We start from the raw sequence: 20,361 nt of genomic DNA, 5'->3' as shown, positions 1-20,361 counted from the left end.
AATTCTTTACACTTGCTTTACATTTGCAAATCATTACTATTCGTGACTCCCGATAACAACAAAGAGTCGCCTGTAATGGCAAAAAGGTCTGTTGCCCCAGCATCCATTTCCATGCTGGGCCTGCTCGTTGTGCCTGCTGTACACGCTGCCGCCCAAACCGATACGCAAAGTAGCCTCGCCCTGCCTGCGACCGCCGTCACCAGCGTCTATGAGCAGCAAAGCTACAAGGCCAGTGAAAGCCGCAGCGCCATGAAGATCGACGCGCCGCTGCGCGATATCCCGCAAACTGTCAACGTCGTTCCCGAAAGCGTGATCAAGGACCAAGGCGCACAGTCCATGGAAGACGTGCTGAAGAACGTGCCCGGCATCGGCCTGTCCAACGGCGACGGCCAACGCGATCAGGTAACCATCCGTGGCTTCAGCGCCATTGGCGACATGTACATAGATGGCGTGCGTGACGACGCCCTGTACTTTCGCGATCTGTCCAACATCGAGCGTGTCGAGGTGATCAAGGGCCCGGCCGCGGTGCTGTATGGCCGTGGCTCCTCGGGCGGGCTGATCAACAGCATCAGCAAGAAACCAAGCTTCACGCCCAAGCGCGAAGTCGGCATGAACGTCGACAGCGAAGGCAAACGCCGAACCCAATTCGACACCGGCTGGGCCGACCCGCAAAGCAATCAGGCCTACCGCGTAACGGGTGCCTTCGAAGACAGCGACACCTTCCGCGATGATGGCTACATCGACCGCAAGGCCATCGCGCCGTCGGCCTACTTCCGTCTCTCGGACGACCTGGAACTGAACCTGGGCGCCACCTACCTGTACGACAAGCGCCTGATCGACTTCGGCATACCGGCCCTGGGCAACCGCCCGGTGGACGTGGACCGCGACAAGCGCTTCGGCTCTGGCGATGCTGACCAGGATTACGCCCGCAGCGAGGTGTTCTCGCTTACAGCCAGCCTGGACTACCGCATCAACGACAACTTCACCCTGACCAACACCAGCCGTTACTACCGCTACGACCTGGACCGCAACAACACCTTGGCCGACAGCAGCCCGACGCGCTTCGTCACCGCGCCCGATGGTGAACTGCTGATCAAGCTCAACCGCGGCAACGTCGCCCGCGATGAGTACGGTGTGTTCAACCAGACGGAGCTCAAGCAACAGGCGCAACTGGCGGGCATGCAGCACAACCTGTTGTATGGCGTGGAAGCAGGCTTTCAGGACAAATACCAGCGCGTGCTGAGCCAGACCAACGTGGCCCAGGTACCGGTTTACCGCGATGCCTTGGTGCCGGTACCGGAACATGCCGCAAACCTGTCTTCCAAGGGCACCAACTTCCAGCAGACCACCGGTCTGTACGTGCAGGACATGATCGAGCTGAACGCGCACTGGAAGGCGTTGGTCGGTGTGCGTTATGACATCTTTGGCCAGGAGTACGACGACGACCGAGTGCAGAACATCGACCTCGATCGTACCGACAAGACCTGGAGCCCGCGTGCGGGTCTGGTCTACCAGCCAGACGCCATCCAGTCCTACTATGTGTCGGTCAGCCGCAGCTATCAGCCTTCTGGCGAAGTATTCGCGGTGAGCCCGAGCAACCAGCACCTGGAGCCGGAAGAAACCACCAACTATGAAATCGGCGCCAAATGGGACCTGCTCGACAGCCGCCTGTCACTGACCGCCGCAGTGTTCCGCCTTGAGCGCACCAACATGAAGACTGCCGACCCGGCCAACCCCAACCTGACCGTATTGGCTGGCGAACAGCGTACCGATGGCTTTGAAGCCACCGTCAGCGGGCATCTCACCGACAAGTGGCAGATCTATGCCGGTTACGCTTACCTGGACGCCGAAATCACCAAGTCCAACAGCAAGACCAATGGCGTGGCGAACGAAGGCCAGACACCTACCCTGACGCCGCGCAACAGCGCCAACGTCTGGCTGGTACGTACCCTGACACCAGAGTGGCGCGTGGCCGCCGGAGCCAACTACGTCGACGAACGCTACACAGCACTCGACAATGTGGTGGTGATGCCAGGCTATACCACCTTCGACGCCGCGCTGCTGTACAGCGTGCCGCAGTGGGATGCCGCGCTGCGCCTGAAGAACGTGTTCGACCGTGACTACTATGCCTCGGCACATGGCTCGGTCGACCTGATCACCCCAGGGGCACCGCGCACGCTGGAAGCCAGCTTCAACTACCGCTTCTGACCCACGCGCAATGCCTGTCATTCAGCAATTGGGCCGCTCTGCGGCCCATCGCCAGCAAGCTTTGACGATTTGATCAGATAGCATTCAGCGATTACGCGTCACCCGCCACACCGTATTCGCCAGGTCATCGGCAATGATCAACGCTCCCCGCGGGTCCACCGTCACCCCAACCGGTCGCCCCCGGGTCTTGCCATCCTCACCGCGAAAGCCCGTGGCGAAGTCGATCGGCTCCCCTGCAGGCTTGCCATTGCTGAACGGCACGAAGATCACCTTGTATCCCACCGGGTTAGGCCGGTTCCAGCTGCCGTGCTCACCCACGAATACACCGTCGGCAAAGCGCTCGCCCATTGCCGGGGTCGAGAAGTCCACACCCAGTGCAGCCACATGCGAACCCAGGCTGTAATCCGGCTTGATCGCCGCCGCCACCTTATCCGGGTTCTGTGGCCGCACCCGCTCATCCACATGCTGCCCCCAGTAGCTGTAAGGCCAACCATAGAAGCCACCCTCACGCACCGAGGTCAGGTAGTCGGGCACCAGGTCAGGTCCCAACTCATCCCGCTCATTGACCACCGTCCACAACTGCCCGGTCTGCGGCTGAATGGTCAATGCCGTCGGGTTACGCAAGCCGGTGGCATAGGGCCGGTGAGCGCCGGTCTCGGCATCGACCTGCCAGACCATGGCCCGATCGATCTCCACCTCCAGGCCGCGCTCGGTGATGTTGCTGTTCGAGCCGATACCCACATACAAGAAGCGGCCATCCGGGCTGATGGTCAGTGCCTTGGTCCAATGGTGGTTGATTTCGGCCGGCAGGTCGGTGACCTTGGTTGGCGGGCCGTCGGCCTGGGTCTGGCCTTCCTTGTAGTCAAAGCGCACCAGCGCATCCTGGTTGGCTACATACAGCTTGCCGTTGGCATAGGCTAGGCCGTACGGTGCGTTGAGGTTATCCGCAAACACGGCCTGTACCTCGTAGTTGCCATCGCCGTCAGCATCGCGCAGCAAGGTCAGGCGGTTGCCACCCTTGACCTGGGTATTGCCCTTGGCCTTGATCTGGCTGGCGATTACATCCTTGGGCTTGAGCTTGGCCGCGCTGCCCCCCCTGCCCTCAGCCACCAGAATGTCGCCATTGGGCAGCACCAGGCTCTGGCGCGGGATTTTCAGGCCGGTGGCAATGGCGGTGACACTGAAGCCCTCCGGCACGGTCGGTTTCAGTTCGCCCCAGGCAGCCGGTTGCGCAATCTTCATGCTCGGCAGCAAACCGCGCTGAGGCTCCGGCAGCTTCGGGTCCGGGCCATGGGCCTGGGTCGGCTCGCCGTCGCCACCACAGGCACTCAGCAATAGCGCCACGCCCAACAGGCTAAATGCATGCAAAGGCTTCATGCCACACCTCCTGAACGCAGGTTGCTCAAACCGGTCCAGGCGGCCACCACCGCGAGCACTGTCACGATTACCGACAACACCAGCCCAGAAGGCATCACCGCCCAGGCGTCCTTGGCATGCTCAAAGGCATTGATCAGCCCAAGCACCCAAGTCACCAGCAGCAGCACGAAGTACAGCGTAGCGCGCCCACCCTTGCGCTCTGCGCGGATCAGGTTGGCCAGCGCGAACAACAGTGCCAGCCCACAGAAGACCAGGGCCCCGGCGATCAGCCAGGCGGCGAAGTTGCTCCACTGAATCTGATAGCTGTTGTAGTAGGCGATATCGCTCAGCAGCGCGCCGAGGAACAACGGCACACTGCCCGCCAGCAGCAGGGCGTGCAGCGGGCTGGGCGTACAGCGGTAGAGGGTTTGATCAGGTGCGGTCACGGTGCCTCCTTTTCATTCAGTGACCCAGGGTTGATGGTCTTGCGCCATCAGGTAAGCGCAGGGTGCGCTTAGCAAAGGAGCCCCTTGACGCCGAGATAGTTCACCGCTTCGCTGTAATGAAATATCCTGCAAGGCATTTGCTGCCAAGCGCAGAAGGGGAAAACATGAGCAGACCACATGCGTCCTGGGCACTGGCCACCCTGCTCGGCCTCAGCCTGGCTCTCGCTGGCTGCTCCAGCAACGCCAGCAAGGCACGCTACGCCACGCCTGCAGTAGGCTCCAACTGCTTTGCCAAGGCCGTCCCCACTACCGGTGAAGGCGGCCTGGCCTGGGGCAATACATTGAGCATTGCGCAACAGAAATCCCTGAACAACTGCGTGCGTTATGCCAGCCGCTCGGGAGGCACGCCCAGGACTTGCCAGGTAGTGATGGCCAAGTGCAAAAACTGAACATATAACAATCTTAAAGTACGAAACTTCCTACAAAAAACACTGCAACTTTTCACACGATATTGCGCAAACACAATACATATACATTCAAATAAAATCTTACACTTTCATCCTCGACCGAAAAGCAGCGATCGAGGCATTGTCTTTCACTTGAATTCCAGATACTTGATCGCCCGGTCATCTCAGCAAGTAAGTAGGAAACTTCTTACAGTATAGAGTCGGGCCTGAAATCCAGCACAGTATGAATAACGGCATTTCAGTCTTGTCAGTACTGAAAGTTGCCGCAGTGCGTCTCTGGTTGGAAAAGACTGTCTCTCTGAGCAAGGAGCTCGCATGACCAATGCCTCCGTCAGTAGCGCCACCTCCGGCCCTGCCTGCAGCGCACGCGTGCCCATCCTGCCAGTGCGCTACGCCATCGTGCCCCGCACCGGCGACGCCCCCGCCTGCCGCTATGCCGATGCAGGCTTCAACCTGGAACAAGGCTTCCCCATGCTGCAGCACTCGGCCTACACCCTCCGCGCTTTGCGCCCGGGCTATGTCTACGTGTTCATGAAAGGCCCTCAGGGCGAAAAGCTGGTCATTCATGAGCACGTCGGCGCGGGCCTCTACAAGGAGCTGCGCTACCAAGGGCTGGAGGACTACCACCGCCGTGAGCGCTACCTGTCCGGCCAGAGCACCGGCTGGGTGTGGGCCGACACCTGCCAGGACACCGCCAAGGAAGTGTGGATCGGCTACAGCCCGCACCTGTGGACCAACGCCATCACCGCCCGTATCACCGGTTCGGCAGCCCTGCGCAAACGGCACATGCGCCAGCTGGACATGGCCGAGCTGGTGAGCGGCAACCAGGCGCCGTCCACCCAGCCCCATGTGTTGCCAGTCAGTGCCCTGCAAACCTGGGTCGAAGACTTCAAGCCAACCGAGCGGCGCATGCCGCTGACCTGGAGCAGCGACCCGATCACCGAAACCTTACCCATCGGCAACCTCAATGCCATCGCCCGGCACTACCCCTGGACCCAACCGAAAGTGCCGGTGGTGGTGGCGCTCGCCGATGCCGAAGGCATGGCCCTGGACCTGAGCCTGTCGGTCTCGGCCTACCAGCATCAACTGCGTGACCTGATGCCGGCCGAGCAACTGGAGCACACAAGACCCGCCCAACCTCCCGAGCAGGAGCGCGTGCCGGCATGCTACCGGCTGGATGCCGAACAGCTCAGCCCGCAGAGCCGCGACTTTCACCATCGCAACCTGGTCGCCATGCTGCTGAACAAGACGCTGGAAAGCCTGTACCCGGCGGATGCCCCTTCACCGGAACTGGCCGCGTTCAGGCTGGGCACGTCACGCCGGGGGCCCGCCCTGTCGCCGGCCGAGTCACATTTCCAGGCCCTCACCCATGAAGACTACTCCCCCAACGGCGCACGCCTGGCACAGCGCCTCGATGTCGACAAATACCGGCGCTTCCTCGCCGAACGCGACGCGCTGGAACGGCGGATTGCCGCCCTGCGCAACCTGGCCTTGCAAGCCAGCAACGATCATGACACCTGGCTGGCGACGGCCGAATCCCAACACATCGATAACCCCTACAGCCTGGCAGCCGCCTTGGCCTGTTATGACCGCGACGAACGCACCTCCGCCCGCGGTCTGGAAATCTCACTGGCGTTGCTGATTCACCCGATGGGCCAGCCGACACCCGGCACCGAAGATCATGACCGACGCTTCAAACGCCTGGAGCAATGGCTGGACCAGCACGACAGCCCGCTTTACACCGCCTTGGCGCCGTTCAACCCGTTCAAGGACAAAGCCGATTCGATCGGCACCTTGTTCGGCGCCAGCGACAACGTGATCGAAGGGCTGGCCGGTCGCTTCCCGGCCATGGCTGACATCACCGACCTCACCGCCCAGTCGGTCAATGCCGTGGTGCTCAAGCGCCTGCGTGGCCAGACCCGTTGGGATGCCAGCCATGGCCTGCGCCAGCAAGTGTTGCTGGCAGCGCGTGAGGCCAATGCCGAGAAAGCACTGGGGTTGTTGGCGGCGCGCTATCGAATCACCGAGCAGGCCATTACGGAAAATCCATTTAGCCAGGAGGTGCAGCGGTATTTGAAGAGCGGCATGGCGCAGGTTGAAGAGATGAAAGCGTTGCGCATCTCGGGTAGCCGCACGGTGTCGATCGAGCTGACCACCACTGCGCGGGTGAAACCTAACTTTCTCGGGCTGCTCACCTCCGGCGGTGGTGGTGGTTTAAACGCGGGGATGCTGTGGTTCAACATCTTATCGCTCAAGACGGCCTACAACAGCCTGCAGAAGAGCGACGCACCGGAATACACCCTGGGGTTCGCTTCATCTGTTTTCGGGGTGATCGGTGCAGCGGCGGCAACAATGGTCAGCGTGCGGGCAACGCATAAGGCCGTCATGCTGAGATTAAGTGCCACAGCGCCGGGCATGGCCTTTGGCAATGGGATTATCAAGTTCTTGGGTAGCAATCTGTTTGCGCGTTTAGCCGGTTACCCGGCAATTGCATTTAGCTTGCTTTCTGATATCTCCAAAGCAAGGCGCCAGAAAGCGAACGGCAATCAAGCGGCTGCCGATTACACGTTGACTGGTGGTTTCACCATGGCTGTCGGTTCCGCTGTCGTCCTTGAAGCAGGACTTGCAATCGCGGGCGTGACATCGGTTGTGCCCTTTGCCGGATGGGCCGCAGCGGCCCTTGTCCTCGTAGGAGTAGCCATCATTGCAGGAGGCCTCTACCTGCACGCCAAGGCACATGAGCACCTTCACAGCCCAATAGAACTGTGGGCAGCACGTAGCATATTCGGTAATCGCATCAATGATGGAGAGTCGCACGCTGACATCAACTTGGACTTTGACAAAAAACTTCCTGCTTTCACCTCACTACAAACAGAAATTAAGGCTTGGCACAATGAACATTACGGACCCAAGCTACTATCCGCCGAGCAGGCCCTATCCCTCGGCATAACTAAAGTCGACACCCGATGGCATCAGAACAACCACTGGTCGCCGCCAAATTGGACAGCTATCACACATAACGAAGTAGCCACATCCCAACCAACCGTAGAATTCACAGTGCTGCTGCCTGCGTTCAGGCTAGGCGTAAGTGAATGGTCAGGAAGTTTGAGTTCCCTCCGTGACGACCAAGGAATTGACGTTTTTCCAATCAGCCCGACCGGCCACATCGTAGATGCTGGCTTAGTTCTACATTTCGAAAACACCCTAGCCAACCAAAATCATGTCTCACTTCATCTAACCTACAACGCCAATCAAGGCCTGGACGAAGATAATGAGACCCTGTCAATTTTTCGTCTGGAGCGCTGATCATGGCAACCATCTGGATATTCAATTCAGGCTCAAGTTCAGGGCATAAGCCCGCTATTGGCGGGCAACTATCAAGCTTGTCAAAAACCACCTTATGCCTGAAAAACCCCTGGGTAACAGACTCAGTCTTTATGGGAAAGCTGTACTGTGCAATGACCATTGCGCTCGTTGTCTTCACCTACCCTTACTTACTAACCAGTGAAGCCTGGAACCCATACACCTTTAGTCATACCTTTATCCTCCTTACACTAATTACACCTTTCATCTTCCTCCCATTCTTAGCCTATCGAATATATTTCATAAAACGCCTATCAAGTTTCTGCTTCAATCGGTCAACCCAAAAAATCTATTACCAACGTCTGAGTAAGGTACTAATATTCGAATGGGCCAACACCGGAGGTGGCATCTTCAAGCGCACCGAATACGGCGGCTCATCGTTCAGCACCAGCTATGCCCTCGCCTTCGCCCCCCGCCGGGAAGACGGCAGCCTGCATCAAAAAGACTGCCTCTGGGTCGACAGCAACGAACCCACCGAACCCGGCGTCAAGCATGTCGCCGAAGTGTGGGAATACCTGCGCCACTTCATGGACCACGGCCCGGACAAACTCCCCCCGCCCGGTGAACCCAACTGGTGGCACAAGCCACTGCACGCCATCTGCCTGACCCCGGCAGAAGCCTGGCGCCACTATGCCCCCTGGCGAACCGGCGAGCCCGGTGAAATGCAGGGCAAAAAGAACTGGCAATTGCCGTTCTGGGCGGTGCTGTTCCCCTACAACCTGACCGTCGCTCTCTGTTGGTACTGTGTCTGCAAGCTTTTCAATGTCCGTGCAGCGCCACCACCGGCGGAGGCTTTCGAAGGTGGGCCTGCTAAGCCCGAATAGTCACCACCTGAAGTGGATAGGAAGAGAACGCTACGCGCCTGGATGGCAACGCGGCAAGACAGAATGGGGATGGCGCCCAGATCAAAGGGCTGTAGGACGGCTCCTGACTTATCGCAGGCAAGCCAGCGCCCACAGGTTCGGCACAAATCTCAAGAGCGGTGCAATACCTGTGGCGCTGGCTTGCCGGCGATGATTGGGCGCAGCGCCTGTCAGGCGAACTTGGCCCGGGCCGCGTGCAGTTTCTTGTAGCTGTCGATCAGGCGCAGGTGGCGATCAAGGCCTTCGAGCTTCATGCTGGTCGGGGTCAGGCCATGGAAGCGCACACTGCCGTCCAACGAGCCCAATACCGCGTCCATGCGCGCATTGCCGAACATACGGCGGAAGTTGGCTTCGTAGTCATCCATCTCCAGTTCGTCATCCAGTTGCACTTCCAGCACCACGTTCAGCGCCTGGTAGAAGAGGCCGCGGTCTACGGTGTTGTCGTTGAACTGCAAGAATGCCTCGACCAGTTCCTTGGCATCCTCGAAACGCTGCACCGCGAGGCAGATCAGCAACTTCAGTTCGAGAATGGTCAGTTGGCCCCACACCGTGTTCTCGTCGAACTCCACACCAATCAGCGTGGTGATGGTGGTGTAGTCATCCACATCGCAGTTGTCCAGGCGCTTGAGCAGCAGCTTCAGCGAGCGGCTGTCGAGGCTGTGCAGGTTGAGGATGTCGGCACGGAACGACAAGGCGCGGTTGGTGTTGTCCCAGATCAGGTCCTCGACCGGGTAGATTTCCGAATAGCCCGGCACCAGGATACGGCACGCGGTGGCGCCAAGGTTGTCGTACACCGCCATGTACACTTCCTTGCCCAGGTCTTCGAGGATGCCGAACAGGGTCGCGGCCTCCTGCTGGTTGGAGTCCTCGCCGTGCCCGGAGAAGTCCCACTCGACGAATTCGAAGTCGGCCTTGGCGCTGAAGAAGCGCCACGACACCACGCCGCTAGAGTCGATGAAATGCTCGACGAAGTTGTTCGGCTCGGTCAGCGCGTGGCTTTCGAAGGTGGGTTGCGGCAGGTCGTTCAGGCCTTCGAAGCTGCGGCCCTGCAGCAGTTCGGTGAGGCTGCGCTCCAGCGCCACTTCCAGGCTCGGGTGGGCACCGAACGAGGCAAACACGCCACCCGTGCGCGGGTTCATCAAGGTCACGCACATGACCGGGAACTCGCCCCCCAGCGACGCATCCTTGACCAGTACCGGGAAGCCTTGCTCTTCCAGGCCCTGGATGCCAGCGAGGATCGCCGGGTATTTGGCCAGCACCTCTTGCGGCACGTCCGGCAGGCACAACTCACCCTCGAGGATTTCGCGCTTCACCGCGCGCTCGAAGATTTCCGACAGGCACTGCACCTGCGCCTCAGCCAAGGTGTTGCCCGCGCTCATGCCATTGCTGAGGAACAGGTTTTCGATCAGGTTGGACGGGAAGTACACCACCTGCTGGTCGGACTGGCGCACGAACGGCAGCGAACAGATGCCCCGCGCCGTGTTACCCGAGTTGGTGTCATACAGGTGCGAACCACGCAGCTCCCCGTCAGGGTTGTAGATCGCCAGGCAGTGCTCATCGAGGATCTCGGCCGGCAGCGCGTCGCGCGGGCCCGGCTTGAACCACTGTTCGTTCGGGTAGTGCACGAACGGGGCGTTGGCCAGGTCTTCGCCCCAGAACTGGTCGTTGTAGAAGAAGTTGCAGTTGAGGCGCTCGATGAACTCACCCAGCGCTGAGGCCAGCGCAGCCTCCTTGGTGGCGCCTTTACCGTTGGTAAAACACATCGGTGACTGCGCATCGCGTACATGCAGCGACCAGACGTTGGGCACAATGTTGCGCCACGAGGCGATCTCGATCTTCATCCCCAGCCCGGCGAGGATGCCCGACATGTTGGCAATGGTCTGCTCCAGCGGCAGGTCCTTGCCGGGGATATAGGTGCTGGTGTCCGACACCGGCATCAACAACCCCTGGGCATCGGCATCGAGGTTGTCGACCACTTCGATAACGAACTCAGGGCCGGTCTGCACCACCTTTTTTACCGTGCAGCGGTCGATGGAGCGCAGGATGCCTTGACGGTCCTTGTCGGAGATGTCCTCGGGCAGTTCGACCTGGATCTTGAAGATCTGGTTGTAGCGGTTTTCCGGATCGACGATGTTGTTCTGCGACAGGCGGATGTTTTCGGTGGGAATATCGCGGGTCTGGCAGTACAGCTTGACGAAGTAAGCCGCGCACAAGGCCGAAGACGCCAGGAAATAGTCGAACGGGCCGGGGGCCGAACCATCGCCTTTGTAGCGGATAGGTTGGTCGGCGATCACCGTGAAGTCATCGAATTTGGCTTCGAGACGGAGATTGTCGAGAAAATTGACCTTGATTTCCATGCGGGATTACCGTGATTTAAGCGTGCAAAACGAAATTGGCCGGCATTATCCGGGTTTTCGTTGCGCAAGTCCTGTTCAACGCCGACCGCAGGCTTGATTTTTCGAAGCTGGCTTGCGTATTCCACCGGATTACTTGCCTGATCCTCTGAAGCCACCCCCGCCACCAGACCAGCGGTCATCCTCCTGTGCTAGCGTTTCTGCACCGGGGGACAACGTATTCCCCATGCAGAAAAAACACAGCGACAACAACCGTGACGGGCAGGTGAAACCATGGAACTACGCATCAACCAGAAGACCTATCAGGTCGAGGCGGACGCCGACACGCCCCTGCTGTGGGTAATCCGCGATGACTTGGGGCTGACCGGCACCAAGTATGGCTGCGGCTTGGCCCAGTGCGGCGCCTGTTCGGTGCTGGTGGACGGCAATGTGGTGCGCGCCTGCGTTACCCCGGTGGCCGGTGTGGTGGGGCGTGAGGTCACCACCATCGAGGCGATCGAAGCCGACCCCGTCGGCAAACGGGTGGTCGCCGCCTGGGTTGAGCACCAGGTGGCTCAATGCGGCTATTGCCAGTCTGGCCAGGTAATGGCAGCCACGGCGCTGCTCAAGCACACGCCCAAACCCAGCGATGCGCAGATCGATGCAGCCATGGTCAACCTGTGCCGATGCGGCACCTACAACGCCATCCATGCCGCCGTGCATGACCTGGCCCAGGGGGAGCAGGCCTGATGAACACGCCAGTCGATACACCCGCCGAACTGCTCAGGCTGCAGCGGGGCGAAACGGTCAACCTGTCACGTCGGCGCTTTCTTGCCGGCACCGCAGTCGGTGCCCTGGTGCTAGGTTTCGGCCTGCCCATGGGCTCGGCCCGCGTGCAGGCAGCAGCCGCCGCTGCGGCAACGGCTGAACGCGGCACCCAGGTGCCTGCATTTCTGGAGATTCGCCCGGACGGCACGGTGCGCCTGCTGAGCCCCTTCATGGAAGGCGGACAAGGCCCTTTCACCGCCATGGCGCAGATTGTGGGTGAAGAGCTGGATGTCGACCCGGCCCATTTCGTGGTCGATAGCGCACCACCGGGCGAAGCCTACGTGGTGATGGAGAACGGCATGCGCATCACCGGTGGCAGCATGTCGGTACGCATGAGCTACCCGACCATGCGCCGCCTGGGCGCGCTCGCCCGGGGCATGCTGCTGCAGGCGGGCGCCGAACACCTGGGTGTACCGGTCGATGAGCTTTCTACCACGCCGGGTAACGTAGTACATACCACGAGCGGACGTTCCGTACCCTACGGTGAGCTGGCCGGTCGCGCCATGGACCTGCCGGTGCCCGACCCGGCCAGCATCAAGCTGCGCGACCCCAGCCAGTTTCGCTGGATTGGAAAGCCCGTACGCCGCCTGGATGCCTACGACAAGTCCACCGGCAAGGCCCAGTACTGCATCGACATCAAGGTCGACGGCATGCTCCACGCTGCCGTGCAGCATGCACCGCGCCTGGGCATGACGGTTGGCAGCCTGCGCAACGAAGACCAGATCAAGGCCATGAAAGGCGTACATTCTGTGCATCAGCTGCCAGGCGCCGTGGCTGTGGTCGCCGAGCGCTGGTGGCACGCCAAGCGTGCAGTGGAGGCGATTCAGGTGGACTGGAAAGAACCGGCCGCCGACAGCAAAGTGCGACCGATGCCGGCCGACTTTTCCAGCGACGCCTGGCGCGAACACCTCGCTACGGTGCAAGGGCCGTCCCGTGATGAAGAGAACGAAGGGGATATTGCCGGCGCCTTGGCCAACGCCAAGACCAAGGTCGAGGCCAGCTACCACAACCAGTACCTGAACCATGCCCAGCTGGAGCCACCGTCCGCCCTCGCCCGCTTCAACCCGGACGGCAGCCTCGACGTCTGGCTGCCCAACCAGGCCCCGGACATGTTCCGTGACGACATTGCCAGACGCACCGGCCTGGAGCCTGCACAAATCAACCTGCACTCACCGCTGCTGGGCGGCTTCTTTGGCCGCCACTTCCTGTACGACTCTGCCAACCCTTACCCGCAGGCCATTGCCCTGGCCAAAGCGGTTGGCCGGCCGGTGAAGCTTATCTGGAGTCGCGAAGAGGAGTTCTTGCGCGATGTACTGCGCCCCGTGGCAGTGGTGAAGTTCCGCGCCGGGCTGGACGCAGACGGTATGCCAGTGGCGCTCGAAGCGGTCAGCGCCACCGAGGGCCCAACCGAGGCACTTGCTGGAAAACAAGGGGAGAAGATCGACCCGACCGCGCTTGAGGGGCTGTCAGGCAAGTCCTACGCCATCGCCAACAAGCGCATTGCCCAGATCTACGTCAAAGGCCCGGCCATGCTTGGTTACTGGCGCTCGGTAGGTAACTCGCTGAACGACTTCTTCTACGAATCATTCCTGGACGAACTGGCGGACAAAGGTGGCAAGGACCCGTTTGAACTGCGCCTGCACCTGCTGCGCGACAACCCGAGACTGACCACCCTGCTGAACGCAGTGGCCGACTTGTCCGGCGGCTGGAAGCGCGGACCGTTCACCGCCGAGGACGGCAGCAAGCGCGCACGCGGCGTGGCCATGGCCTCACCGTTCGGCTCGGAGGCTGCGGTCATTGCCGAGGTTTCGATCGACAACGGCCAGGTCAGGGTGCACGACATCTGGCAAGCCATCGACCCGGGCAGCATCGTCAACCCGGCGATCATCGAGCACCAGGTCAACGGCGCCGTCGCCCTGGGCCTGTCGCAGACGCTGGTGGAAGAAGCGGTGTACGTGGATGGCAAGCCGCGCGCACGCAATTACGACCTGTACCCGATCCTGCCGCCTTCGCGCATGGCGCGGGTGCATGTGCGCATCATCGAAAGCGGGGCGAAGATGGGCGGCATCGGCGAACCACCGCTGCCCGCCGTGGCCCCGGCGGTGGCCAACGCGGTCGCGCAGCTCACCGGCCAGCGCGTGCGCAGTTTGCCATTGAGCCGCCACACCTTCAGCTGATCGCACAAGGGACGCCTCATGACCCATCGTTTCGCAAGAACCGCTGGCTGGCTGGCGCTGCCGTGCCTGGTCGCGGCGGGCCTGCTGGCCTGGTATGTCACCCGTGAACCCGCATCACCGTTTGCCGACGCACAGGCCACTGCTGCCGACCCGGCGCTGGTCAGCCGCGGCGAATACGTCGCCCGGCTCAGTGACTGCGTGGCCTGCCATAGCCTACCGGATGGCAAACCGTTCGCCGGCGGACTGGAAATGGCCACCCCGCTGGGGGCAATCCACGCCACCAACATCACCCCCGACCGCGACAGCGGCATCGGTAACTACACCCTGGCCGACTTCGACCGCGCCGTGCGCCAGGGTGTCGCACCGGGTGGCCGACGGCTGTACCCGGCGATGCCCTACCCGTCCTACGCCAAGCTCAGCGATGATGATGTCAAGGCGCTGTATGCGTTCTTCATGCACGGCGTGCAACCGGCGCGGCAGGCCAACCTGGGCAGCGACATCCCCTGGCCGCTGAACCTGCGCTGGCCCATCGCCTTGTGGAACGGCCTGTTCGCCGCCACTACGCCTTACACCGACAAGGCCGGGCAGGATGCACAGTGGAACCGTGGCGCCTATATCGTCCAGGGCCCCGGACACTGCGGCAGTTGCCATACGCCACGTGGCCTGGCCTTCAATGAAAAGGCGCTGGATGACAGCGGCAAGCCGTTCCTGTCCGGCGCACTGCTCGACGGCTGGTATGCACCCAGCCTACGCGCCGATCACAACACCGGGCTGGGGCGCTGGAGCGAGGCAGAGATCGCGCAGTTCCTGAAGACCGGGCGCAACCGGCATGCAGTGGTATATGGTTCGATGACCGAGGCGTTCAACAACTCCACGCAATTCATGCACGATGACGACCTGGCTGCCATCGCTCACTACCTGAAGTCGCTGCCCGGCGACCCCCAACGGGACGGCGCGCCATGGCAATACCAGGCCGAATCGCCAGCGACACGGCTGGACAGCCCGGGAGCGCGCACCTACGTGACACGCTGTGCGTCGTGCCATGGCCTGGACGGCAAGGGCCAGGCCGAATGGATGCCGCCCTTGGCCGGGGCGACTTCGGCACTGGCCAAGGAGAGCGCCTCGGCAATCAATATCACGCTCAATGGTTCGCAGCGGGTGGTGGCTGCAGGGGTGCCGGACGCCTATCGCATGCCGGCTTTGCGCGAGCAGTTGAGTGATCAGGAGATTGCCGACGTGCTCAGCTTTGTGCGTACGGCCTGGGGCAACCAGGGGGGTGCGGTGGATGCGCAGGCAGTAGGCAAGCTGCGTGGGCATACCGACCCGGCTAGCAGCAGCCCCATCATCTTGCATATGCGTTGAATTGGAGTGGCACATGTACCGACGCGAGGCTGCCCCCAACAAAGACCGCGCAGCGCATGAGCCACTCTGTCACTGCCACCGCTCCAGATTCTGTTTCAACCACTGCTCGGGCAAGGCCCCGCCAACGATCTTCGCCATCTCCCGCGCCAGCGCCTCACGCAGCAGTGGCCGGTTGCAAGGCGACTCATGTGAGATTGCCAGGTACAACCCTTCGCTGGACACCGGTGGCAGCAAAACCTGCACAGTGGCTGCGATGCCCAATGTGCGCGCCAGCGCCATGCCAGGATACTGCTCGTACACCACGTAATCGCTGCGCTTGTGCATCAGCTTCTCGAACGCCTGCCTGGCAGTGGGCACCGCTTCGAGGGTGAGATTGGCCTGGGCGTATTCATCGAACTGTTGGCCGTGGCTGTTGTTGACCAGAGTGCCACCCTTGCGGCCTTTGAGGTCGGCCCATTGCTGGTAGGCAAAGGCATTGTCCTGGCGCACCCAGATTACGCTGGGCGTGCGCAAAAACGGCGGGGCAATGAAGTCCACGTGCTGCCGGCGCGCTTCGGTCAGGAAATACCCGGCCATCAAGTCGATCCGGCCGGTGCGCACTTCTTCCTGGGCTCGCGACCACGGCCCGGCATAAACCACCTCTATGTCCAGCCCCAGCTGCTTGCCCAGGTATTTGAGCAGGTCGGCATTGGCACCGATCAGTCGTTGAGGGTTCAGCGGGTCGCGCCACAGGTACGGGGGGTATTCCGGGTTGCCTGTGGCGGTCAGCCGTAGGCATGCATCATCCGCTGTTGCAGCCAGGGGCAGCAGTGACAGGCACATCAGGAGCAAGACGTGGCGGAAGCAACGCTCGATCATCTACGACCCTCGGCACATGAAACACCCGGCGATCCGGCGTAGTGGCCAAAGGCTGCCACCTGCCGTGGTCGCCTGCAGCTATCATCTGCGCGCTGTAGACAGTCTGGACCATCAGCAACCCGCAGACGAGCCTTTCATCGTCCGTTGATAAATCTGCCGAAGGACAGACAGTGAGCGCCTGCACGGCCGGCGACAACCTGGGCTTTTCAGGCACCCTGCCGTCGCATCGCCAGGATCGCCGCGCCAAAACCGATAAAGGTGGTGCCCACCACCCTGTTCACCCAGCGCGACAGCGACGGCCGGGTCAGCACCCCCTTGGCCCGCGCAGCCAGGGCGGCATACGCGCTTAGCGAAGTGAGCGACAAGGCCACGAAAATCCCGGTCAAGGTCAGGAACTGCGGCAACAGCGCAGCCCCTTGGTCGATGAACTGCGGGAACAGTGCAGTAAAGAACATGGTCGCCTTCGGGTTGGTCACTGCAGTGAGAAAGGCCGATTTGAACAGTTTCAGCGGCGTGGGCCGCACCTTGGCTGAACGCTCTGCGGCACCCTGCTCCAGCATCGGGCTCTTCTTCAGCAGTTGGCGCGCCCCCAGGTAGAACAGATAGCCCGCCCCCAGGATCTTCACGGCATTGAAAAGTACTTCAGAACTGGCCAACAGTGCGCCTAGCCCCAGCATGGCCGCTGCCGACAGACAGAACAGACCCGTGCCATTGCCCAGCGACGACCAGATCGCGCTGCGCTGGCCATGGGCAAGGCTGTTGTTGATAGCCATCAAGGTGGCAGGGCCGGGGCTGGCGATCGCGATGGCGGCGACCAGGGTAAACGCGAACAGCGAGTGAGAATCCATTTTCAGGCTCGTCAGACAAACAGGAAAGGCTGCGTCAATTGCACGCAGGTTCAGCCGGCATTCTGCCGCTTGGCCGCCTTTTTGGCGATAGCCTTCATTCGCGTCGCCGCACGCTGCACAGTGGCCATTTTCTCGGGCCGCTTCATGCCCCGCCACTTGCGAATTTCGTCACGGGTACGGCCGCAGCCCACGCACAGTTCGCTGTTGAGCTGGCATAACGAGACGCAGGGGTTGTCGATGTCTTTGGCCATGCCACTGCTCAGCCAGGCAGTTCTGCCCGCGCACGTTCGCCTGCGCTGTGGAACACCTGGCGCACTTCCTCGGCCTTGACCTTGGTTACCGACCTGGCTGCCAGCAACTCTTCGACCACGCGCAAGCCCTGCTCCAGGGCTGTTGCCAGTTGCTCGGCGTCGGAGGCGTCAGCGATATCACCCAGATAAGGAGCGATGAGATACACGTAACGGTCCTGCAGCTTGAGCGCTTCCAGCGCGTCGAGGGCTTTCTGGAACCGATCGGCAGCGGCAGGGCTCATGCTCAATTTATCGAAATGAATCAGGCTCACACGGTCAGTGGCCATTATGACGAATCTCCGTTTCCTGGTGCGGCCAGGCCCGCAAGCAGCAGCGCTTCTACGATGCTCGTATGTGCGGTCCCGGGTTATGCCCATCAGGGTACCAGAAGCCGAGGCAGAAAGGGCCATTGCCCCCAGAACTAAAAGTATTTGCCAAGTCGCGCAATGGACGCCCCATGGCGTTATGGGGACATGAGCCGCTATCTGCTGCGCAGGATAATCCCGCCAGCAATCCACCCCGCCGAGGCCGTCATCGTGCTCGGCAGCCCACACAACAAGCCTGCGCGTCCAGGCAATACACAAATGGGGCCTCATCATACATGGCAAAGGAACACATCCCCGAAACACTCGATCTTGGCGTCACAGACCCCTCGAAAACCGCAGAAGCCCGCCAGGATCGACATTTCGAGGGCAAGCTTGACTGGATCGTCTTTGGTTTCACCAGCCTTCTGGCCATCGCCTTCGTGCTCTGGGGCTTCCTCAACCAGGCCAGCCTGGCCAGCAGCGCCTCCAGCGCGCAATCCTGGGTCATTCTCAATTTCGGCTGGTTCTTCGTGCTCACTTCCTCCCTCTTCGTGGTGTTCGTGCTGTGGCTGGCCGCCAGCCGTTACGGGCGGGTGCCGCTGGGCCGCGATGGCGAACAGCCAGAGTTCCGCACGGTGTCCTGGGTCGCGATGATGTTCAGCGCCGGCATGGGCATCGGCCTGATGTTCTTCGGCGTGGCCGAGCCGCTGTCGCACTACATATCGCCGCCGCCCGGCTCGGCCAGCGGGCAGACCAGCGAAGCGATGCAGGTGGCAATGGCCACCACTTTGTTCCACTGGACCCTGCACCCTTGGGCCATGTACGCCATCGTCGGCCTGGTAATCGCCTACGGCACCTTCCGCCGTGGCCGCTCGCAGCTGATTTCCGCCGCCTTCCGGCCGCTGATCGGCAAGCACGCAAACGGCCCTCTCGGCCGCCTGATCGACATGATGGCGATCTTCGCCACGCTGTTCGGCTCGGCCGCCTCGCTGGGCCTAGGGGCGCTGCAGATTGCCGGCGGCCTGGAATACAACGGCTGGATCGAAAGCCCCGGTAAACTGTTCTACATCTCGATCATCACCCTGCTGACCATTGCCTTCGTGACCTCGGCGGTGTCGGGCATCGGCAAGGGTATCCAGTGGCTGTCCAACACCAACATGGTGCTGGCACTGGTGCTGGCGGTGTTCGTGTTCATGGTCGGGCCGACGCTGCTGATGCTCAATCTGTTGCCGACCTCGCTCGGCATCTACATCAAGATGCTGCCGGAAATGATGGCCCGCACCAACGCCAGCGGCGGCGAACAGATGAACAGCTGGCTGGCCGGCTGGACCGTGTTCTATTGGGCCTGGTGGATCTCCTGGACGCCTTTCGTGGGCATGTTCATCGCCCGCATCAGCCGCGGTCGCACCATTCGCCAGTTCGTTACCGGGGTGCTGTTGGTGCCAAGCCTGGTCAGCCTGGTGTGGTTCACCATCTTCGGTGGCGCCGCCATCGAGGCCGTGCGCGAGGGCGCCTTCCAGCTGGCCAACGGTGCGGTCAACAGTAACCACGCGCTGTACCAGTTGCTGGACAGCTACCCGCTGGCCTCGGCAACGTCGGTGCTGGTGATGATCCTGGTGGGCATCTTTTTCGTTTCGGGTGCCGACGCCGCCTCGCTGGTGATGGGTACGCTGTCGGAACACGGCACCACAGCGCCATCGCGACGCACAGTGATTTTCTGGGGGACGCTGACCGGTACGGTGGCGGCCATCATGCTGGCGATCGGCGATCCAGGTAACCCTGGCGAGGCGCTGACCGGGCTGCAGAACCTGACCATCGTCGTGGCCTTGCCATTCGTGGTGGTGATGGTGCTGCTATGCCTGGCGCTGTACCGCGACCTGCGCAAGGACCCGATGATGCTGCGCCACCTGCGCGGCAACGAGCTGATCGAGAAGGCCGTACTGTATGGGGCGGTGAAGCATGGGGAGGAGTTCTACATTGTGGTGCAGGAGAAGAAGGCATCGGCCAAGACAGCGGCAGAGGCCGAAGTAACCAGCAACTGACGGCGTCAACCCGAAGACCACGGGCTGCTACGCAGCCCGTTCGCAATGCGAAACCGCGCCTGCTGAAACATGGACCTGCTTCAACCTTTCAACGCCGCCGCTATCTTGGCCACATCGATCTTGCCCATCTGCATCATGGCCTCGAACGCACGCTTGGCCGCCGCACGGTCGGGGTGGCCGATGGCTTCGATGAGGATGCGTGGAGTGATCTGCCACGAAATCCCCCATTTGTCCTTGCACCAGCCGCAAACGCTGGCCTCGCCGTCGTTGCCGACAATGGCATCCCACAAGCGGTCGGTCTCTGCCTGGTCCGCGGTACTGACCTGGAACGAAAACGCCTCACAGTGCTTGAAGGCCGAGCCGCCATTGAGCCCCACGCAAGGGATACCCATTACCGTGAATTCCACGGTGATCACATCGCCCTGCTTGCCTGAAGGGTAATCGGCGGGTGCCTGGTGCACAGCGACAACCCGGCTATCGGGGAAAGTTCGGGCGTAGAAGTTCGCCGCCTCTTCGGCATCGTGGTCGTACCACAGGCAGATGGTGTTCTTGGCAGTCATGGTCTTGCTCCAAGATCGAAGGTGAGCCTTGAGTCTAGCCTCATAGCCCCGGCGT

The 20,361-nt window shown here is 61.4% G+C and carries 16 protein-coding genes; 8 read left to right on the top strand and 8 right to left on the bottom strand.

All coding sequences use genetic code 11. The features are described 5' to 3' along the window. The first annotated feature begins 75 nt into the window (after positions 1-75). Positions 76-2,208, top strand: coding sequence for a TonB-dependent receptor (locus tag AC3RCM_RS11315; protein WP_014861625.1), 2,133 nt, complete (start codon positions 76-78; stop codon positions 2,206-2,208). 84 nt (positions 2,209-2,292) lie between these two features. On the opposite strand, the gene AC3RCM_RS11310 is transcribed toward AC3RCM_RS11315, so the two are convergent. Next, the gene (locus AC3RCM_RS11310; protein WP_064492679.1) at positions 2,293-3,585 is read right to left on the bottom strand and encodes a PQQ-dependent sugar dehydrogenase; all 1,293 of its coding nucleotides are present in this window, start codon (positions 3,583-3,585) and stop codon (positions 2,293-2,295) included. Continuing rightward, positions 3,582-4,010 (bottom strand): DUF2231 domain-containing protein, encoded by a 429-nt coding sequence (locus AC3RCM_RS11305; protein ID WP_020192131.1) that lies wholly within the window; start codon positions 4,008-4,010, stop codon positions 3,582-3,584. The genes AC3RCM_RS11310 and AC3RCM_RS11305 overlap by 4 nt, the downstream gene beginning before the upstream one ends. A gap of 164 nt (positions 4,011-4,174) precedes the next feature. Here AC3RCM_RS11305 and AC3RCM_RS11300 point away from each other — a divergent pair, with 164 nt between their 5' ends. From AC3RCM_RS11300 to AC3RCM_RS11290, 3 genes are all read left to right on the top strand, one after another. Next, positions 4,175-4,459, top strand: a complete 285-nt coding sequence (locus AC3RCM_RS11300) for a hypothetical protein (RefSeq protein WP_104887775.1) — start codon at positions 4,175-4,177, stop codon at positions 4,457-4,459. Positions 4,460-4,792: 333 nt separating this feature from the next. After that, positions 4,793-7,783: a T6SS effector BTH_I2691 family protein gene (locus AC3RCM_RS11295; RefSeq protein ID WP_492629614.1), complete on the top strand. Its 2,991-nt coding sequence runs from the start codon at positions 4,793-4,795 to the stop codon at positions 7,781-7,783. A gap of 2 nt (positions 7,784-7,785) precedes the next feature. Next, positions 7,786-8,664, top strand: coding sequence for a DUF6708 domain-containing protein (locus AC3RCM_RS11290; protein ID WP_064492991.1), 879 nt, complete (start codon positions 7,786-7,788; stop codon positions 8,662-8,664). Positions 8,665-8,873: 209 nt separating this feature from the next. On the opposite strand, the gene AC3RCM_RS11285 is transcribed toward AC3RCM_RS11290, so the two are convergent. After that, positions 8,874-11,060, bottom strand: a complete 2,187-nt coding sequence (locus tag AC3RCM_RS11285; protein ID WP_014590666.1) for an OsmC domain/YcaO domain-containing protein — start codon at positions 11,058-11,060, stop codon at positions 8,874-8,876. Between the two features lie 270 nt (positions 11,061-11,330). On the opposite strand from AC3RCM_RS11285, the gene AC3RCM_RS11280 reads away from it, so the two are divergent. From AC3RCM_RS11280 to AC3RCM_RS11270, 3 genes are read left to right on the top strand one after another with little or no spacing between them, the layout of a single operon-like run. Continuing rightward, positions 11,331-11,786, top strand: a complete 456-nt coding sequence (locus AC3RCM_RS11280) for a (2Fe-2S)-binding protein (protein ID WP_003256023.1) — start codon at positions 11,331-11,333, stop codon at positions 11,784-11,786. Next, positions 11,786-14,041 carry a xanthine dehydrogenase family protein molybdopterin-binding subunit gene (locus AC3RCM_RS11275; RefSeq protein WP_064492992.1) on the top strand — a complete coding sequence of 752 codons (2,256 nt, stop codon included), beginning with the start codon at positions 11,786-11,788 and terminating at the stop codon, positions 14,039-14,041. The genes AC3RCM_RS11280 and AC3RCM_RS11275 overlap by 1 nt, the downstream gene beginning before the upstream one ends. Positions 14,042-14,059: 18 nt before the next feature. Next, positions 14,060-15,403 (top strand): c-type cytochrome, encoded by a 1,344-nt coding sequence (locus tag AC3RCM_RS11270; RefSeq protein ID WP_064492993.1) that lies wholly within the window; start codon positions 14,060-14,062, stop codon positions 15,401-15,403. A 69-nt stretch (positions 15,404-15,472) separates the two neighbouring features. Here AC3RCM_RS11270 and AC3RCM_RS11265 read toward each other — a convergent pair whose 3' ends face one another. The 4 genes from AC3RCM_RS11265 to AC3RCM_RS11250 form a co-directional block, all read right to left on the bottom strand. After that, on the bottom strand, positions 15,473-16,261 hold the full coding sequence (locus AC3RCM_RS11265; protein WP_064492994.1) for a substrate-binding periplasmic protein: 789 nt from the start codon (positions 16,259-16,261) through the stop codon (positions 15,473-15,475). A 206-nt stretch (positions 16,262-16,467) separates the two neighbouring features. After that, positions 16,468-17,109 (bottom strand): LysE family translocator, encoded by a 642-nt coding sequence (locus AC3RCM_RS11260; RefSeq protein ID WP_010954467.1) that lies wholly within the window; start codon positions 17,107-17,109, stop codon positions 16,468-16,470. A gap of 50 nt (positions 17,110-17,159) precedes the next feature. Then, positions 17,160-17,360: a DUF1289 domain-containing protein gene (locus AC3RCM_RS11255; protein WP_064492995.1), complete on the bottom strand. Its 201-nt coding sequence runs from the start codon at positions 17,358-17,360 to the stop codon at positions 17,160-17,162. 8 nt (positions 17,361-17,368) lie between these two features. Beyond that, a complete protein-coding gene (locus AC3RCM_RS11250; protein WP_003256033.1) occupies positions 17,369-17,686 on the bottom strand; it encodes a hypothetical protein in 318 nt (105 codons plus the stop codon). A gap of 314 nt (positions 17,687-18,000) precedes the next feature. Between AC3RCM_RS11250 and AC3RCM_RS11245 the strand changes: the two genes are divergently transcribed. Continuing rightward, positions 18,001-19,746, top strand: a complete 1,746-nt coding sequence (locus AC3RCM_RS11245) for a BCCT family transporter (protein WP_064492996.1) — start codon at positions 18,001-18,003, stop codon at positions 19,744-19,746. A gap of 80 nt (positions 19,747-19,826) precedes the next feature. Here AC3RCM_RS11245 and AC3RCM_RS11240 read toward each other — a convergent pair whose 3' ends face one another. Next, a complete protein-coding gene (locus AC3RCM_RS11240) occupies positions 19,827-20,306 on the bottom strand; it encodes a VOC family protein (RefSeq protein ID WP_014590658.1) in 480 nt (159 codons plus the stop codon). Between the last annotated feature and the right edge of the window lie 55 nt (positions 20,307-20,361).

The sequence above is a fragment of the Pseudomonas sp. GW823-FHT05G12 genome, assembly GCF_058795575.1.
Note: the sequence above shows the minus strand (reverse complement) of the source record. Positions and strands in the feature narration are given on the sequence as shown.

Coding starts and splice junctions, on each gene's coding strand:
- AC3RCM_RS11315 (WP_014861625.1), top strand. CDS start 76: ATGGCAAAAAGGTCTGTTGCCCCAGCATCCATTTCCATGCTGGGCCTG.
- AC3RCM_RS11310 (WP_064492679.1), bottom strand. CDS start 3,585: ATGAAGCCTTTGCATGCATTTAGCCTGTTGGGCGTGGCGCTATTGCTG.
- AC3RCM_RS11300 (WP_104887775.1), top strand. CDS start 4,175: ATGAGCAGACCACATGCGTCCTGGGCACTGGCCACCCTGCTCGGCCTC.
- AC3RCM_RS11295 (WP_492629614.1), top strand. CDS start 4,793: ATGACCAATGCCTCCGTCAGTAGCGCCACCTCCGGCCCTGCCTGCAGC.
- AC3RCM_RS11290 (WP_064492991.1), top strand. CDS start 7,786: ATGGCAACCATCTGGATATTCAATTCAGGCTCAAGTTCAGGGCATAAG.
- AC3RCM_RS11285 (WP_014590666.1), bottom strand. CDS start 11,060: ATGGAAATCAAGGTCAATTTTCTCGACAATCTCCGTCTCGAAGCCAAA.
- AC3RCM_RS11280 (WP_003256023.1), top strand. CDS start 11,331: ATGGAACTACGCATCAACCAGAAGACCTATCAGGTCGAGGCGGACGCC.
- AC3RCM_RS11275 (WP_064492992.1), top strand. CDS start 11,786: ATGAACACGCCAGTCGATACACCCGCCGAACTGCTCAGGCTGCAGCGG.
- AC3RCM_RS11270 (WP_064492993.1), top strand. CDS start 14,060: ATGACCCATCGTTTCGCAAGAACCGCTGGCTGGCTGGCGCTGCCGTGC.
- AC3RCM_RS11265 (WP_064492994.1), bottom strand. CDS start 16,261: ATGATCGAGCGTTGCTTCCGCCACGTCTTGCTCCTGATGTGCCTGTCA.
- AC3RCM_RS11260 (WP_010954467.1), bottom strand. CDS start 17,109: ATGGATTCTCACTCGCTGTTCGCGTTTACCCTGGTCGCCGCCATCGCG.
- AC3RCM_RS11255 (WP_064492995.1), bottom strand. CDS start 17,360: ATGGCCAAAGACATCGACAACCCCTGCGTCTCGTTATGCCAGCTCAAC.
- AC3RCM_RS11250 (WP_003256033.1), bottom strand. CDS start 17,686: ATGGCCACTGACCGTGTGAGCCTGATTCATTTCGATAAATTGAGCATG.
- AC3RCM_RS11245 (WP_064492996.1), top strand. CDS start 18,001: ATGGCAAAGGAACACATCCCCGAAACACTCGATCTTGGCGTCACAGAC.
- AC3RCM_RS11240 (WP_014590658.1), bottom strand. CDS start 20,306: ATGACTGCCAAGAACACCATCTGCCTGTGGTACGACCACGATGCCGAA.